Source organism: Pseudoalteromonas tetraodonis, assembly GCF_002310835.1.
Taxonomy (GTDB): Bacteria; Pseudomonadota; Gammaproteobacteria; order Enterobacterales; family Alteromonadaceae; genus Pseudoalteromonas; species Pseudoalteromonas tetraodonis.
In genome coordinates this window covers 3,288,512-3,303,635 of record NZ_CP011041.1, presented here as the reverse complement: position 1 = coordinate 3,303,635, position 15,124 = coordinate 3,288,512, and the positions used below count along the sequence as shown (strand labels likewise).

Sequence of the window (15,124 nt, the reverse complement as noted above, 5' to 3'; positions counted from 1 at the left end):
CGGAATAATAGATTGAAATAGGAACAGACAAGGAGGCTAAAATATAGGATTATGCTTATTTAGGCAGCGAAAAAGACTAACTTGCTTTAAAGCTTTGCTAAAGGGGTTTAATTATAAAGAAGCTACAGGCCAAACGATTAATGTGGCCTGTAGGGAATTAAAAATTTATTCAGGTGCTACTTCAAGGGTGGTAAATAATACATAGCGGCTGGCGTCTACATCTTTTTCGTTTACTGTCACTTTTTGAGAGGTTTCGATTAGGTATAGGCCTGGCTCTTTCCACGTTGTGCTAAACATGCCGTTTTTGTCGGTCGTTACTTTTATTTCGCCACGTTCGTTACGGTAGCGTGTATCACCTTTTAAAATGCTTATTTCAATGCCTTCGCCAACCGGCTTTCCATCGCTTATTAGCTGAAAGCGCGCTTGCTCGCCAACAAATAAATCGTTTGGATGCGTTGGGCCGCTAAGCTCTAAGCCTTGACCTAATTGTGCTGGTTTAGAGGTACCATTATGACTAACAAAGGTATCAACAGTAGAGATGGTTTTAATTGTAGTGATGTCGCTGGCGTCTTTAGGTAGATTGGCATCTGCTTTTTTGGCGAATACACGGCTTCGCTCACCTGCTGTATTTTTGTAGAATGTCATGTACATAGGTTTTTGCGTCATCGCAATATGATAGGTGCCTTGTTGCTGAAGTTTTACTGCAGCAGAGCTTTTGCGTTGTAGGTAATAGGCACGAATGGTATCGGTAACTTGCTCGCCATTTGGGGCAAGTGCCATAAGCAGAGTATCGTCGTACTCTGCGCCTTTTGTGCTTGGACGAAATGCTTTATCAGGTGCAAAAATTTCGTTAGAAATACTCGCATCAATCATTACATAATGGGCTTTATCCCCTGATAGCGAGGTATGCGAAGGTAGTAACCAGCGGCCATGTGCACTTGCAGCTGTTGATACCAGCGCTGATAAACTCAGTGCGCCAATGAGTGCTGTTTTTAATAAATTAACGTTCATTATTTTTCCTTTAAATTTGAATGATAAGTAGGGACTACCTAGCGGATACAGTGACAAAGCTGGTTGAAAATTCGTTTTTGCCATCAATGGTTATTTTTCCTGATTGGGTTAAATCAAGCTCAATACGGCTGTAATCACGCCCGCCTTCTTCACGAACAACTTCAACATTTAACAGGTATTTTCCTGCGATAACTGATTTGCCATTAAGATCGTTTCCGTCCCAATTAATGGTATAAGTGCCTGCGCGTTTGGTTGCGCTACTAACCCCATCGAAGTTTGCATCACTTTTACCTGCTTTACGCCACCATTGGCGTAGGTCTTTAAACCATTCCGCTTTTTGTACCCAAAGCGCTAAAGTTGTGACATGTTTACGCTCTGGTGTTTCGAGCCAAACAGCAACATAAGGTCGATGATAGGGCTGCACATCTAACTCAGGTAAAGTTAATTCGATTTCTAATTGGGGTGATTGCGCTGCCACCGAAGTGTGAAAACACACGGCAATTAACAGCAATACGGTGCTAATTAAAGATTTAAACTTGAACATTAAAACACTCCTTTAATTTGTGGAACCCAGCATAAATAAATAACCAATGGTGTTGCGATTCCTAATACGGTTATCCATATTCCTGCTAAGCGTTTTTTTCTGTTTTGAAATAAAATAATCATGCCGGTGATGGCAAATAGAATCATCAGCACCGCTGATATATCAATAACCCAGCTCCATACTTCTCCTGAGTGACGACCTTTGTGTAAATCGCTGATAACACTTAAAAAACCACCGGTTTGATAATCGAGCAACAATTCGCCACTGATAAAATCAAACTCTGCATAGGCATAGCCTGCTGGTAATGGGTAGTCGAGCATAACCAGTGAATCTTGCTTTTCCCATTCAATGCTTTTCACTTTATTAAGCCCATAGTGTTTGGCTAAATAAGCTTCTATTTGGGGATAAATAGCAGGCAGGCTATTTAATTGTGTATTTGCTTGAGTAAGCAGATCTTGGGGGATTTGGACCGTAATTTGGCCATTTTTTTTATCGTTTTTTAACCAGTCAACATGGTTTAGCACTATACCGCTTACACAAAATAGAATAAGTAAAAAAAACAAAGCGGTGGAAATATAGATATGTAGGGTACGACTTGTACTATATAAAGTGCGTTTATTAACAAAGGGCATAAAAGGAGCTGGGTTATTTAATTTATACGGATGATAATGATTTGCATTAGCTGTTACAAATTTATTTACCAAACTTTACACTTTATTTTTTAGGAGGAGCTGAGGGCTTAGAAATTAAGTAAGCCATAACCAGCACTTCAACAACAGCCACTAGGGCAATAATCCAAGCTGGAGGGCTGTTGTATAATAAAAATATAAAGCCTATTAGCATACCTATACCCGCAGCATACTTTGCCTTTACAGGAACCACTTGATGGGCGCGCCAATGTTGTAATGTTGTGCCAAAGCGAGGGTGGTTTAATAGCCAAGACTCAAGCGCCACGGATGAGCGAGCAAAACAGGCTAAGGCTAAAATTAAAAACGGCGTGGTTGGCATAACCGGTAGGGCAACACCAATAATGCCCAGTAATACACACAGTAGCCCCAGCAATTTAAAGCCGAAATTTTTATAATAAATAAAAACGTTTTTTATGCTCACTTTAGCTCTTTTTTAATTAATTAAACGGTAAAAGGGTAAGCTAATTAAAAGGTAAAATGAAGAGAAAATGGCTTAGTTGCATGTTATCAACTAAGCCATTTAGGGTTAGCAAAGGAAAAGAATTTCCTGATTGCACTACCTATTAAAAGTAATAGCCTAAATTAATATTAAAACGGCGCTCGGTATCGCCATCACCAATAATGGTACCGCCAATAAAGGGTTGATTGCGGGCTTGTACGAAATCAACATAACTAAAGAATCCGCCAGCAGTAATGCTCATACCGGTTACATTCATCCAAGTATTGGCGCTATTATCTGACTTGTTGTAGATGATCCCATAGTCGTTATAAAACTGCAGGTTGGTAACTGGGCCCCATTCTAGTGCGTAGTCATAGGCAATATTAAAGTTGGTCATTGTGGCTTGGCTCGATACACTGTCATAATAGTCAAAAGCACCCACCGCAAAGCGGTTATTACCATCGTCTAAGTCGTAGTCATATTCACCGTGTTGCAATTGAATATTCCAGTTATTAATGTTGCTGTTTAAGTGAACAGCCCAAGCACTGTAATTACCAGCGCGGTCTTCACCGTCGTGAAGTCCACCACTGAGTAACGATACCCCGATGTCAGTTGTGATATTTTTACTATGCTCAAGCTGATAAGTAGCGCGACCAGCAAAGGTGTTGTATTCACCAAGTTGCTTTGCTGGCTCGGCATAGGTGCCTTCATCTGCAGGGCGACTACCAACAATATCATAAGAGTAACGATGATTTTTGTCTGATGCTGAGCCATCAACTCCACCCAGTTCATCATTTTTGAAAAAGCCTAAATCAAGTGTCCAGTTGTCTTTAAGTTTGCGCTTAGCAACCACACCTAAATCAAAATCATCTTCTAGGCCAACATAGTAGTTAGTGCTAAAAAAGTAGCTGTGGGAATTATAAGGACCGTTACCAAACGGCACGGCTGTTATGCCTGCCTGAGCTTCCCAGCCATCAATAAATTCGTACCCTAAGTAAGCGTACTTTACGACAGTCATATAATCGTAAAAGCGTATTTCACCATTGACTGAAATATCATTAATTTCGCCAGAGACATTTAACCGGAAAATATCAAAATCAAAGTCACCACCGCGATCTTCATTGTCTTCATCGTAAGAGTTTATACCGTAGTTAGCGCGAATAGCACCTCCTACCTTTATTCCAGATGATTGCTTTTCTTGCTGTGCAGTATCTGTAGAAGTAGCTTGCAACTGTTTACTAACTTGTTCTACTTGCTGAGACTTTTTTTCAGCGAGTTTGCTTTCAAGTTTATCTACTTGTTGCTTTAACTGCGTTAATTGGCTTTGGAGAGGTTGAAGATTTGATGCATAAGAATTGCTAGCAACACCACTTAAAATTAATGCGAGTGTTAGTTTTGAGAGTTTAGTCATAATAGCCGTTTTGATTGTGATTAAAAAATAAAGGCGCAACGATGCGCCTCTTAGTGTGGAAAAAGGAGAAAATGGCAGACTAATTTAGTTTATTGTTTTTATACTGCGTTTTATTCTTTAGAAGTTTGAAACAGTGCGCCTACTTCTAAAAGAGGAGAGGCATCTAGCTTATCTGCATCCATCATTGCGGCAATACGTTGCATTGATGAAAGTAGTAGGCTCTGTTCCCATTCAGCAAGCGCTGAAAATTTTTCGATAAAGTGTTCTTGCAAGGGCTGAGGCGCTTTTTCGAGTAATTCTTTACCTTGTTCAGTAAGGTATAAGCTGACCCGGCGTTTGTCCATTTGACTACGAACGCGTGTTACCAAATTCTTGCTTTCTATTCGGTCAAGAATATTTGTGACCGTTGCCGGACTTAAATTGACGTTTTGCGCAATACGACTGGCGGTAATACCATCAGTTTGAGACACTTCTTGCATAATAAGCAGTTGTGGTCCAGTTAAACCCGCTGTTTTATTAAGTTGTTTTGAATGTAAGTCAATCGCACGGATCACCTTGCGTAAAGAAACTAGTAACTCGTCATATTTTTGCATTTGTTTGTCTCATGAAAGGCGAATCAGTTGCCGTAATCACGAAATGTTACACATCAAATAAATTGAATTCAAATGATATATGTTGTTTTAGCCCGCTGTTATTAGTTTTTATTGGTTTTTATTAATTTGAGCAGTAATTAAAATGGCATTTATTATCTTTATTTTATTAAAAGTTAATAACACTCTGTTTGCTAAGGCTGCGCACCTTACGTAAGTTAAAAGCGATACGCAAGCCACAGGTTTAAAACTTTAGTCGTAATTGAGCCGTTGATGTGGCATAAAAATATAGTAACTAACTCAATTTAAATAACTATTCTATGTAGCTTATGCTTTAAGCATGCATTATTGTTTGTGTACAGTAACCTGAACTCAGGTTAAGTACTAAAAATTAGTCTCAGTGTTAAAGGAAATAAAATGCAATTATCACCCTCAGTATGTATTGAGCGTACACATAGCGGTTTGGAATTTATTAGTATTAATAGTCGCCAATGTAAGGCGAAGATATTTTTACAAGGTGGGCAAATAACTGAGTTTACACCCAAAGGTAAATTGCCACTATTGTGGGTGTCTGGGGATGAAACCTTTAGTGAAGGGAAGGGCATTCGTGGCGGTATTCCTATTTGCTGGCCTTGGTTTGGTCAACATGAAAATAAAGACTTTCCAGCACATGGTTTTGCGCGCACGCACGTATGGCAAGCCGATGAAGTGCATGAAACCGAGAACGAGATTACTGTTAGTCTTAAATTACCAATGAAGCAGATAGATTCTACCTTTTGGCCTCATCAATCTTCTTTAAGGGTTGAGTTTATTTTATCTGAGCAGTTAGAGGTGCGTTTAACCACCTGTAATTTAGGTAACACCCCATTTAGTTATACACAGGCGCTGCATACTTACTTTCCAACTGATGATATTAATAATACTCGCGTAACAGGGCTGCAAGGAGCGCAATACATAGAATTTGGCCAAGGGCCTTATCAGCAAAGTGATGTGGTTGGTTTTACCCGTGAAACCGATATGGTTTATACCCAAGCCGCGGCTGTGCAAACCATTGAAACTCCTCAAGGGATGATCAGCGTTAGCAGAGAAAACTCGCGCTCGTGCGTGTTATGGAATCCATGGATTGAAAAATCAAAGAGGCTATCAAATTTTGCCGATGATGATTATAAAAGCATGTTATGCCTAGAGGCTGCGAATGTACTTGAAGATGCGGTTACGCTTGAGCCAAAACAAAGTCATACCCTAGTAACAACAATTAAGTGGCTTGGCTAAGCCTACCATACGTGTAATGGAGCAAAGTGTGTTTACTAATCAACAAATAACCGACCTACCGCAACATAAAAGCATAGTGTTTGAGCCGCTTGCGGACAAAGCATTGTTGCATGCACAATTGAATTGGTTGTTATTTTTCATTCCTTTTTGCTTAGTACTAGCGGCTGTTTGCTATTTTAATACAGACTTTGCTGCTATGGCGCAAGGTTACTTATTGGTTGCTGTTCCGCTATTAATTTTACTGTGTATGTTATATAGCGTGTTCAGCATAAAATTACAGGGCAGCGCGTTGCGTACCCACGATATTGCTTTTAAAAAAGGCATTATTTGGCAGCAGGTGACAATTTTACCGTTAGCGCGTGTGCAGCATATTGAAATACACCGTGGGCCCATAGAGCGAAAGCTTGGTTTAGCCAGTTTAAGACTTTATAGCGCCGGCGGTATGAGTGCCGATTTACAAATTAGCGGCCTGACCCACGAAAAATGCAAAAATATTCGTCAGTTTGTACAAAGCTATCGCCACGATGAAACCGCAAGCGAGGTAGCTGCCATTGAGTGTTGATGCTGCGCAAATAACGTCACCTTCACTTAATTGGCAAAAAGTGTCGCCCTGGGCGCTGGCTTATTTTGTGATGCATTTTAGTGTGCGCTTCATAAAAGACGGCTTATTTAATTTACTGCCCGTGTTGGTGGTATTTGTTACCCAAGTAGAAAATAAACTCTTTTGGGGGCAGGTTGGGCTCGCGGTTGCTTTGACCTCATTGCTTGCCTATTGTTTTTTGTATTACCGTAGTTTTCGTTTTTGTATTACTGACGAGCATGAAATTTTACTTAATAAAGGCGTATTTAAAAAAGAGCGACTTACCTTAAAATTTTCTCGAGTGCAAAACGTAAATATAGCGGAGCCATTTTACTTCACCCCCATAGGGTTAGTTAATTGTATTTTTGATGCGGCAGGCAGTGTGGCTCAAGAAGCTGTTTTGCCAGGGGTAACTAAAGATTACGCGCAACAAATGCGTAAACGAGTGTTTGACTATAAAGCGCAGCAGCAACCATCAGCTGAGGTGGCTGATTCAGCGCAATCTCATATTGAAGAGCTGAGCGAAAATAGCTTACTCATCTCAAATAAAGAAATAGCTAAGTTTGGTTTAATGTCGAATATGGCTATTTTGGCACTTGCGGCAATTGCCCCTTTTATGAATGTGGCCATCGACTTTTTAGAGCAGCAATTTATAACAAAAATAGAGAGTTATTATCAACAAGAGCTCGGTTTGATGGCTAATGCAGCTGTGTTTGCAATAATTACTCTGATCATTATTTTGATATTTATAGCGGTACTTTTATCGGTAACTATGTCGCTCATTCGTTTTTATAACTATCAGCTTTACTTTAAAAATAATAAATTCAAACGTATTGCAGGGCTGTTAGAGCGTCATCAACTATCAATTAGTTTAGACAAAGTACAGTCAATCGTTATTAAGCAAAACCTAGTTGCTAGGCTATTAAAACGCTCTACTGTGGAGTGTTTGCAAGCCAGTAGCGGCGGTGCTGCAAGCATGGCGAAAAAGAATAAACAAACCTTAGTGCTGCCTGTGCTCACGCAGGAGCAAGTTGATAATGTGTGTCAGTGGATTTATCCGTGGTTTGACAGTAAAAAGCTGGCATTCAATGCGGTAGAAAGGGCGTTGTTATATAAAAACACGGTGTTTTATGCTTTGCTACCGAGCGTTGCTTCTGGTTTTTTTATTAGCTTTATGCAACTTAATATATTAATTGCATTAGCATTATTCTTGGTATTAGCCGCGTTAGTGTTTTTATCTTATAAACGTTATGGGTATTACCTTCATCAACAAGATGGGCGTTTTTATTTGGTGGTACGCAAAGGTATGATTGGTGTGCATTACCGGGTATTTGAGCTGTACAAAGCACAAAGCGCTCGCAGTGTGAGCACCTTTTTTATGCGTCGTTCTGGCTTAAAAAGCCTGTATATACAACTTGCTGCAGGCGGTGCGTACGTCCCATATTTAAAACAGCAAGATGCTGACTTCATTATAGATTTTACACTTATGCAGGCTGAGTCAGACCCTCGCAGTTGGATGTAACTTCCTTTGTTCAAAACTCAGATTAAATAATAAAGCGGGTGTAAATACACATTTGCACATGCTTTATTACACTTTTTTACTGCCCGTTTTTTCCATTTGATAATACTCTAAACATTATCAAATGTACTATTTAAGGGATTATTGTGAAAAAGTCACTCATTGCATCAGCCTTATTATTGGCTGCACCTAGCTTTGCTGCTAATTGGCAAACCATTCATACCGAGCATTTTAATGTTCACTTTAGTAGTGAGCATACTGATTTTGCTAAATCGACTGCTGTGGAGCTGGAAATTGTTCGCACTAAAGTGCTTGAGCAACAAAATCGGGCGCTTGATAAAATCGTCGATGTGGTGGTGTTTGACCCTCTAAATGCAGCGAATGGCTTTGCCTTACCAACCTCTAATAATCCTGTTATGGCGCTTTTTACTACGCCACCGCAGTCGGATACCGTGATATCAAATTCATCGGGTTGGCAGCAATTGTTGGTGCTGCACGAATACATTCATTTAGTCCATTTAGCGCAGCCAACCCGTAACGACTGGCAGCAAAAGATTCGCGGTGTATGGGATATATACGATTTAACCTATGGTGATACACCGCGCTGGGTAGCCGAAGGGTACGCCACTTTAATTGAATCAAAAATGACAGGTCGAGGGCGCTTATTTGATAACTATGCTGAGGCAATACTTAGAGAGTTTGCTCAGCAGGGAGCGCTTCCCACCTATGGGCAACTAAATAGCGATGAGGGCTTTATGGCGGGCTCTATGGCATATTTAATGGGAAGTCGTTTTTTATATTGGTTAGAGCAAAATTACTCAGAGCAGCTACTCGATAATGTATGGGTTCGTATGCGAGCAGTGAAATCACGAGATTTTGACGACGCATTTTCTGGTGTATTTGGGCAAAGCGCTGCAAGGTTATATCGTCGATTTATTGCTGAATACACTTATAAAGCGATGCAACAAGAGCAAACCGAATCATCACTTAATAGCAAGCTTTGGTTAGAACTTGATTTATACGCTAGCAATCCAGCTCTTTCAAATGATGGTAGCAAAATTGCGATAGTTGAACGTGATGAAAAGAGTAAAACAAAACTAATAATTTACAGTACAGAAGACAACACCAAAGCACGAGATAAGTTTACTAAGGTGCAAAAGGAGCTCCTAGAGAACGATAAGCAAGATGTTCCTGATACCCCGCCAATCGTGTTTAAGCGCGAACAAAAACAAGTACTAAATCAAATTAATCGCGCAGGTATTGCTAACCCGCAATGGGTAAATAACAACACACTTTATTTTAATGCCTACAGTAGTGAAGGATCGGGAACTTATAACAAAGTGTCTGACATTTTTAGCTACAACACCGACACTGGCAACATAGAGCAACTTACAGAGCTGGCCGGTATTCGCCGTTTTAGTGTTACCCGTGATGGTGAAACACTTTACGGTGAGCAAATAAGAGCTGGGTATTCTGAATTAGTAAAAGTCGATCTTAATACACAAACAATCACGCCATTTTTTACTAAGAGCTTAAAAACAAGTTATGATTACCCGACACTGAACCCCGATGAAACAAAATTAGCTTACTTATCAGCATCATTAAACGAAAATTGGCAGTTGTATATACAAGGCTTAAACGGTGATGCCAGGCGGTCAATCCCAATGCCTAACGGGTATCAGTATTTAAGTCAGCCGAGTTTCAGTCAAGATGGGGAATCTATCTATTTTGTTGCTGGCCTAAATAATAAAACTGATATTTATAATTATCATATAAAAAATAACACCCTCACCCGCTTAACTAACGGGCAAGAAGCGCTCGCATACCCGATTGAGGCTGAAGATGGCTCACTACTTTATTTCTCTATTAATGCCGATGGCCCTGATGTAAAAACGCTTACAACAAAAAACCGCACAGCCGTGACTGATTTCGCTGTAAACAGTGAAGCTCCATTGTTGATGGTAAATAAGCATACTCTGCCACCGGCAAAAATATATACCGATGAGATAGCAGAACAAAGCGATTACGCAGTACTTGATCAGCAAGCGACGTTTGCTTTGGGATCTCAGTATTATTCAGCGTCAACCAGTTTGCTAAGTGTAGGTATAAAAAGTAGCGACCTATTAAAACAACTTGATTTACAAGCGGGTTATAACATTGATTTGCATGACGGTGCATTACATGGCGGCTTTATACAAGCAAAATACAATGCGTTAAATACAAAGTTTAAGCTTGCGCTATTTGATTATAATTTGGATACATCACATCAATATCAACCTAGCTTAAACGCTGATATTGAAGCCCGAGGTGGTTATGCTGCAGTAAGCCACCCATTGAAGTTTGGCCAGTTACATTTAACCCCAGAATTGGCCTATAACTATACAGATTATAAAAATAGCCATAAAAATTGGACACGGTTGAGTATTGCTCAAAGCTGGCAACATGACCGCCAAGCATTTGCTATTGGGCAGAGTATTTATGCCAGCATTTATGATGGGCAGAATCACAGTAGTCATTGGCAAGGTTATGACTTGGCAGCAAAAATATTTGGTAAAGCGTTTGATATACCACTTTTTGTTAACTTTGAGCAAAAGCAAAGAGATGACAGTAGCCTGACATTAGGCGGCTTTAGTTCTAATTTAATTAATCAGCAGCAAAGTAGTGAATTTGTGCTTGCTGCTGAACTGCCTTTTTATAGTGCAACCACTGAGCGCTACCAAGGGTATGGTGGTGGCATTAGCTTTAAAGAGGGAATGCCTTGGCTTTATTACAAGCAACATCAATTAGATAGCAACGTTTATGCACAAAGTTACGGCTTAAAATACCAAGGTGACTTTAGCTTCGGGATGGGGCCTGCGGGCGTTAATGACTTAACCTTTGATATGGGGTTGTCGCGAGTAGAAGGTGACAGCTTTGAAGATGAAATGCGCGCGTGGTTAAGCTTTTACTATTCATTGTAAAAGCCTATTTAGCTAAGTTACTTACTCGCTTTTAAGGACAGTAACTTAGCTTGATATACATTTAACTTTTGCTTGTCTTTTTCGAGCTCTATCGCTTTCTCAAGTAATTTTTGTGTTTGGTGATTTTTTCCTTGTTGATAGCGAATTTTAGCAAGCTCTAAATAAAGTTCTGCAATATACGGCGCTTTTGTTATGGCTTGTTCAATATGCTCTGTAGCGGTATTAATTCGTCCTGTTTCTAGATCATTTTTTGCAATAACTAAAAGTTCATAAGGATCTTTTTCTACTTCAGCAAGTCGGCTTGCTAATTGTTCAACAAGTTGCTGATCACCAATTTGTTTGGCTAAAACTTGATAATTAGTAAGTAAATTTATATTTATCAGCTTATTATCTAAAGCAGTTTGGTAAATAAGCTGTGCACTTTTTAAATCGCCAGCTCGTCGATGTAAAATTCCAGCCATATTAAATAGCTCAGGATCATAAGGGGTGTATTTATTTGCTTGTAAAATAAGAGAGTACGCTTGATCAAGCTGCTTATCTAAAAGCGCGTCAGCAGCTAAGTTACTATAAAATTTAGAGATTAAATCATTATAATTAGCACTATCAGAATACACACTACCTCTGGTTGGGAAGTAGTCTATTAAGGTTCCTGGGCGAAAAAAAGTGATCACATTTTCTTCTTTTTCAGGCAGTTCCTCTTCTGGGGCATAAACTTTAGTTCTAAAATGGTTTGCTACATAAACCAAGTTATCTTCCTGTGCGTAAACTGGCTCGCTAGTCATTTCTTGAAAGCTGGTTTTAAGCCCTAATGTTTGTGCATAACTTTGGGTAAGAACAGCAAGGCTGATACAGTTACCTTGTGCAAGGTTGAGAGATTGAGATGATGTAAGCGTATCGCCATGATAATTAAAATTAGAGAGCTGATTTTCAAGGTAGTTATAAATAATACGGTCACTACGAATATTAGCTGTTTGTTGTTTTGTTACGAAGGCTAAAAAGCGTGCTTTTTCTGCCTCGGGAAGTTCAAATATAACCTTTTCAGAAGGTGTGGTTTGTTGTACAAATAATGTGTGATTAATTAATGAACTTAATTGTACGAGCTGAGTTTGCGTATTGATTTTGCTGCTGCACCCCACAACAAATAAAAAAGTTAAACTTATTATTACCTTGAACATATTCATTAACTCACTCCCTCGTTGGTTTCACTTTACAAGGGAGTGATTGTTTTATCAAGCATTCGCGCTTCGTCGTTGAGTTAAGCGATTTTTGTGTGATTGCTTTTTACGCTTACGGCGTGTGAGCCATAAATAAAAGCCTGTACCAGCGAGCCATACAGGGCTAAGGCCAACAATACACCATAGTATTTTACTGATAAGCCCAGCAAAATAACCAAAGTGTAGTTTTCTAAAACTGTCTATTACTTGCCAACCAGCACCAGCCTCTCGAATATCCCAGTTAGCGATGTGTTCACCTATTTGCTTATTATAGGTTATGGTATTGGCATATTCACTGGTAAGTGGGTTACTGGTATTTACTTCGCCATAAAGAGTGATATTTTCATCGGACTCTCGTGGAAAAACTAAAAAAGTTGTATTAAAAGTGGGTATTTGCAGCTTGCTATCATTAAGAATCCGCTCAAAAGAGATGTCGTCACTATATAATTTATTTGTAATAGTGTGGTGCTCTTCTTCTGCGTGTTCTATTACTTCGTGATACCACACTGCACCATTAAAATAACCACCTGTAATCGCTAAAACGATAAGAATAGGTGAGCCTAAAACACCGGTCATCTTATGAATGTCACTGAGTACTATTTGTAACGTTGCGCGCCAGCGTACGCTAAATAGTCGCTGCCAAAATTTGCGGTAAATAATTAAGCCAGTAATACCTAAAGTTAATAAAAATAAAGCAAAAAAGAACCCTAATACGGTGCCTGTTTGCCCTGGTAAACTTTTTAAGTCGTTAAGTAAAAAGGTGTAATGGAGCTCTAAAAACCAGTCGGTAAAATAATGAGTTGTGCTTACGGGTTCTGATAAAACTTCTCCTGTGTATTGGTCTAAATGCAACTTATACCAATCGTCAGTGCCACGCTTAACCAAATAAAGCCGGTCGGCGGTGGTGTTATTAAAAAGCTCCCAGCTTCCTACTACATACTCAGGAAAGGCTGCTTCGGCTTTATCTATTAATGAGTCCATAGGTAAGCGAGCAGCTTGCTGCTGTACCACAAAGTGTTTGTCAGGCATCAGTAAGCCGTCTATTTCACTTTTAAACACTAAAACACTGCCAGTAATGCTAATAACAATTAACGGAATAATGGCAATTAGCGCCAACCAACTATGAATTTTAAACAGTGTTTTTCTCATTATTTTAGCTTGTATGTTAAATTACACGTATGCGCATGATAACAGTTATCATTTGTATTGCAATTAGTTAAAGTGGCGTGCTGTGAAGTTTTAGTAACGGTTTTTGTATACTCAAGTTGCCATCACTAAAAACTAAAGTAAGCGTTAAGCTTGTATAAAACCTAGCCAGCCCTACAATGCGCGCACACAAATAAAGCCTTTAAAAACAGATGTTTAAAAAGTGTTTTATTTCTTCCTTTTTATTAACAACAATGTAACGAGCGAGGTTTGCTTTGGCGTATTATTTGCCTATTTTGTCAGTGTTTATTTTGGTTTTTAGTTTTTTACCGCTACTTAATAAAATTATTAAAAACCGCAGTGTATCGGGTGTATCACTGCTAATGATGACATTTGGTTTAGCGCAAAGTGTGTACTTTATTAGCTACAATCTTTATTTTGCTCGCTTTTATATTGCCTTGCCGTTTTTTGCGACAGGATTGTTGAGTGGTTTAATTTTATACTTTTTTGCCCGTTATAATGCCGCTAAACGTCAGAAGCTGCAGTTACTTGGCATGCTTAGCTTTTCGTTATTACCTTTTTTGTTGCTGTTAAACCCTAACCTAGATACTGCCTCTGTGCTAAACGGCTTAACTTATGTGGGCTTAATTATGAGTTCGGTTCGGGTTATGCCACAAACCTATAAAACATTGCGAACAGGGAATATTAGTAACCTGAGTGCGCGCTATTTTAGTTTGCAATTTATAGCAGGTATCTGTGGTTTGTTTGCAGAGCTAGCCATGCCAGTGCAAAGTACTTCGCATATATTAATGTTTATTATGATATTGCTAACTAATGCGCTGCAATTTGCGTGTATGCAGTATTATCGCGTACGTCCTGTGTTGGCATAAAATTATAGTGACCGTTAATTTCATTTGTGGCACTTTGAGTGACCAATAAATAAAAAGTGCCCACTATGAAATTAACTATCCATCAAATCGATGCGTTCAGCAGTGAACTGTTTAAAGGTAATTATGCTGCCGTGATCCCATTGGAGTCTTGGCTTAGTGATGATCTTATGCTGAATATAGCTTCGGAAAACAATGTGTCTGAAACCGCTTTTACTTGTCAGTCGGCAGATGGAAGCTTTGCGATACGTTGGTTTTCGCCATTAATGGAGATTGATTTTTGCGGCCATGCTACTTTAGCGGCGGCCTATGTGCTTTGTGAGCAACATAGTATATCGCAGGTGTGCTTTAGCGCAGAGGCGGTGGGCAAACTGATTGTTAATAAAAATAACGATGGCAGCTTTGCTATGACCTTTCCGAAACAAGCCCCTGAAGAGGTTCAGCTCATCCCTGATGCTCTATTAGCTGGCCTGTCTATACAACCTGTTAAAGTACTGAAAAACCGCCAAGCTTATTTTGCTATTTATGATAATGAGCAGCAGGTTGTAGATCTGAAAACAACTAATGAACAACTAAAAAAATTAGCCCCATTAGATGTGGTTGCAACAGCACCGAGTGTTGAGTATGACTTTATTTCTCGTTATTTTTGGCCTGCCAGTGGGAGTGATGAAGACTTTGTAACCGGCTCAATTCATACTGGGCTTGCCCCTTATTGGGCAGGGCAGTTTGGAAAAAATTCTCTCAGTGCTTATCAAGCCTCACAACGAGGTGGGAAGCTACACTGTGAAGTAGGCAATACAACAGTGACATTAACGGGTCATGCCGTAAGGTACCTTAAAGGCACTATTTACCTTTGAGTTAG

Annotated in this window: 14 protein-coding genes; 6 read left to right on the top strand and 8 right to left on the bottom strand. The window is 39.5% G+C overall.

Translation table 11 applies throughout. The features are described 5' to 3' along the window. Positions 1-165: 165 nt before the first annotated feature. The 6 genes from PTET_RS15420 to PTET_RS15395 form a co-directional block, all read right to left on the bottom strand. Positions 166-1,011: a DUF4198 domain-containing protein gene (locus tag PTET_RS15420; RefSeq protein WP_016899009.1), complete on the bottom strand. Its 846-nt coding sequence runs from the start codon at positions 1,009-1,011 to the stop codon at positions 166-168. A gap of 34 nt (positions 1,012-1,045) precedes the next feature. Beyond that, entirely contained in the window at positions 1,046-1,555 is a 510-nt protein-coding gene (locus PTET_RS15415; RefSeq protein ID WP_016899010.1) for a DUF2271 domain-containing protein, read from the bottom strand. Next, positions 1,555-2,187 carry a PepSY-associated TM helix domain-containing protein gene (locus PTET_RS15410; protein WP_029609899.1) on the bottom strand — a complete coding sequence of 211 codons (633 nt, stop codon included), beginning with the start codon at positions 2,185-2,187 and terminating at the stop codon, positions 1,555-1,557. Before PTET_RS15410 ends, PTET_RS15415 begins: the two co-directional genes overlap by 1 nt. A gap of 82 nt (positions 2,188-2,269) precedes the next feature. After that, the gene (locus PTET_RS15405; protein ID WP_016899012.1) at positions 2,270-2,665 is read right to left on the bottom strand and encodes a YbaN family protein; all 396 of its coding nucleotides are present in this window, start codon (positions 2,663-2,665) and stop codon (positions 2,270-2,272) included. A gap of 142 nt (positions 2,666-2,807) precedes the next feature. Beyond that, the gene (locus PTET_RS15400) at positions 2,808-4,094 is read right to left on the bottom strand and encodes a porin (RefSeq protein ID WP_029609900.1); all 1,287 of its coding nucleotides are present in this window, start codon (positions 4,092-4,094) and stop codon (positions 2,808-2,810) included. A gap of 110 nt (positions 4,095-4,204) precedes the next feature. After that, positions 4,205-4,687, bottom strand: coding sequence for a MarR family winged helix-turn-helix transcriptional regulator (locus tag PTET_RS15395; protein WP_016899014.1), 483 nt, complete (start codon positions 4,685-4,687; stop codon positions 4,205-4,207). A gap of 414 nt (positions 4,688-5,101) precedes the next feature. Between PTET_RS15395 and PTET_RS15390 the strand changes: the two genes are divergently transcribed. The 4 genes from PTET_RS15390 to PTET_RS15375 all read left to right on the top strand — a co-directional run bounded on the left by PTET_RS15390 (position 5,102) and on the right by PTET_RS15375 (position 11,015). After that, positions 5,102-5,956, top strand: coding sequence for a D-hexose-6-phosphate mutarotase (locus tag PTET_RS15390; protein ID WP_008466787.1), 855 nt, complete (start codon positions 5,102-5,104; stop codon positions 5,954-5,956). 16 nt (positions 5,957-5,972) lie between these two features. Next, entirely contained in the window at positions 5,973-6,518 is a 546-nt protein-coding gene (locus tag PTET_RS15385) for a PH domain-containing protein (RefSeq protein WP_016899017.1), read from the top strand. Beyond that, entirely contained in the window at positions 6,508-8,058 is a 1,551-nt protein-coding gene (locus tag PTET_RS15380; RefSeq protein ID WP_016899018.1) for a PH domain-containing protein, read from the top strand. Before PTET_RS15385 ends, PTET_RS15380 begins: the two co-directional genes overlap by 11 nt. A 143-nt stretch (positions 8,059-8,201) precedes the next feature. Further along, complete coding sequence (locus PTET_RS15375; protein ID WP_016899019.1) at positions 8,202-11,015, top strand: TolB family protein; 2,814 nt, start codon at positions 8,202-8,204, stop codon at positions 11,013-11,015. Between the two features lie 17 nt (positions 11,016-11,032). Here PTET_RS15375 and PTET_RS15370 read toward each other — a convergent pair whose 3' ends face one another. Then, positions 11,033-12,196, bottom strand: coding sequence for a tetratricopeptide repeat protein (locus tag PTET_RS15370; RefSeq protein WP_016899020.1), 1,164 nt, complete (start codon positions 12,194-12,196; stop codon positions 11,033-11,035). A 48-nt stretch (positions 12,197-12,244) separates the two neighbouring features. Further along, positions 12,245-13,378 carry a PepSY-associated TM helix domain-containing protein gene (locus PTET_RS15365; RefSeq protein ID WP_016899021.1) on the bottom strand — a complete coding sequence of 378 codons (1,134 nt, stop codon included), beginning with the start codon at positions 13,376-13,378 and terminating at the stop codon, positions 12,245-12,247. 272 nt (positions 13,379-13,650) lie between these two features. Here PTET_RS15365 and PTET_RS15360 point away from each other — a divergent pair, with 272 nt between their 5' ends. Together PTET_RS15360 and PTET_RS15355 are read left to right on the top strand one after the other, a co-directional pair. Then, positions 13,651-14,265, top strand: a complete 615-nt coding sequence (locus PTET_RS15360; protein WP_016899022.1) for a PQ-loop domain-containing transporter — start codon at positions 13,651-13,653, stop codon at positions 14,263-14,265. A 65-nt stretch (positions 14,266-14,330) separates the two neighbouring features. Beyond that, the gene (locus PTET_RS15355) at positions 14,331-15,119 is read left to right on the top strand and encodes a PhzF family phenazine biosynthesis protein (RefSeq protein ID WP_016899023.1); all 789 of its coding nucleotides are present in this window, start codon (positions 14,331-14,333) and stop codon (positions 15,117-15,119) included. The last annotated feature ends 5 nt before the right edge of the window (positions 15,120-15,124 follow it).

What these genes read in the sequence shown, in the direction of transcription:
- PTET_RS15420 (WP_016899009.1), bottom strand. Translation starts at nt 1,011, where the DNA reads ATGAACGTTAATTTATTAAAAACAGCACTCATTGGCGCACTGAGTTTA.
- PTET_RS15415 (WP_016899010.1), bottom strand. Translation starts at nt 1,555, where the DNA reads ATGTTCAAGTTTAAATCTTTAATTAGCACCGTATTGCTGTTAATTGCC.
- PTET_RS15410 (WP_029609899.1), bottom strand. Translation starts at nt 2,187, where the DNA reads ATGCCCTTTGTTAATAAACGCACTTTATATAGTACAAGTCGTACCCTA.
- PTET_RS15400 (WP_029609900.1), bottom strand. Translation starts at nt 4,094, where the DNA reads ATGACTAAACTCTCAAAACTAACACTCGCATTAATTTTAAGTGGTGTT.
- PTET_RS15395 (WP_016899014.1), bottom strand. Translation starts at nt 4,687, where the DNA reads ATGCAAAAATATGACGAGTTACTAGTTTCTTTACGCAAGGTGATCCGT.
- PTET_RS15390 (WP_008466787.1), top strand. Translation starts at nt 5,102, where the DNA reads ATGCAATTATCACCCTCAGTATGTATTGAGCGTACACATAGCGGTTTG.
- PTET_RS15385 (WP_016899017.1), top strand. Translation starts at nt 5,973, where the DNA reads ATGGAGCAAAGTGTGTTTACTAATCAACAAATAACCGACCTACCGCAA.
- PTET_RS15370 (WP_016899020.1), bottom strand. Translation starts at nt 12,196, where the DNA reads ATGAATATGTTCAAGGTAATAATAAGTTTAACTTTTTTATTTGTTGTG.
- PTET_RS15365 (WP_016899021.1), bottom strand. Translation starts at nt 13,378, where the DNA reads ATGAGAAAAACACTGTTTAAAATTCATAGTTGGTTGGCGCTAATTGCC.
- PTET_RS15355 (WP_016899023.1), top strand. Translation starts at nt 14,331, where the DNA reads ATGAAATTAACTATCCATCAAATCGATGCGTTCAGCAGTGAACTGTTT.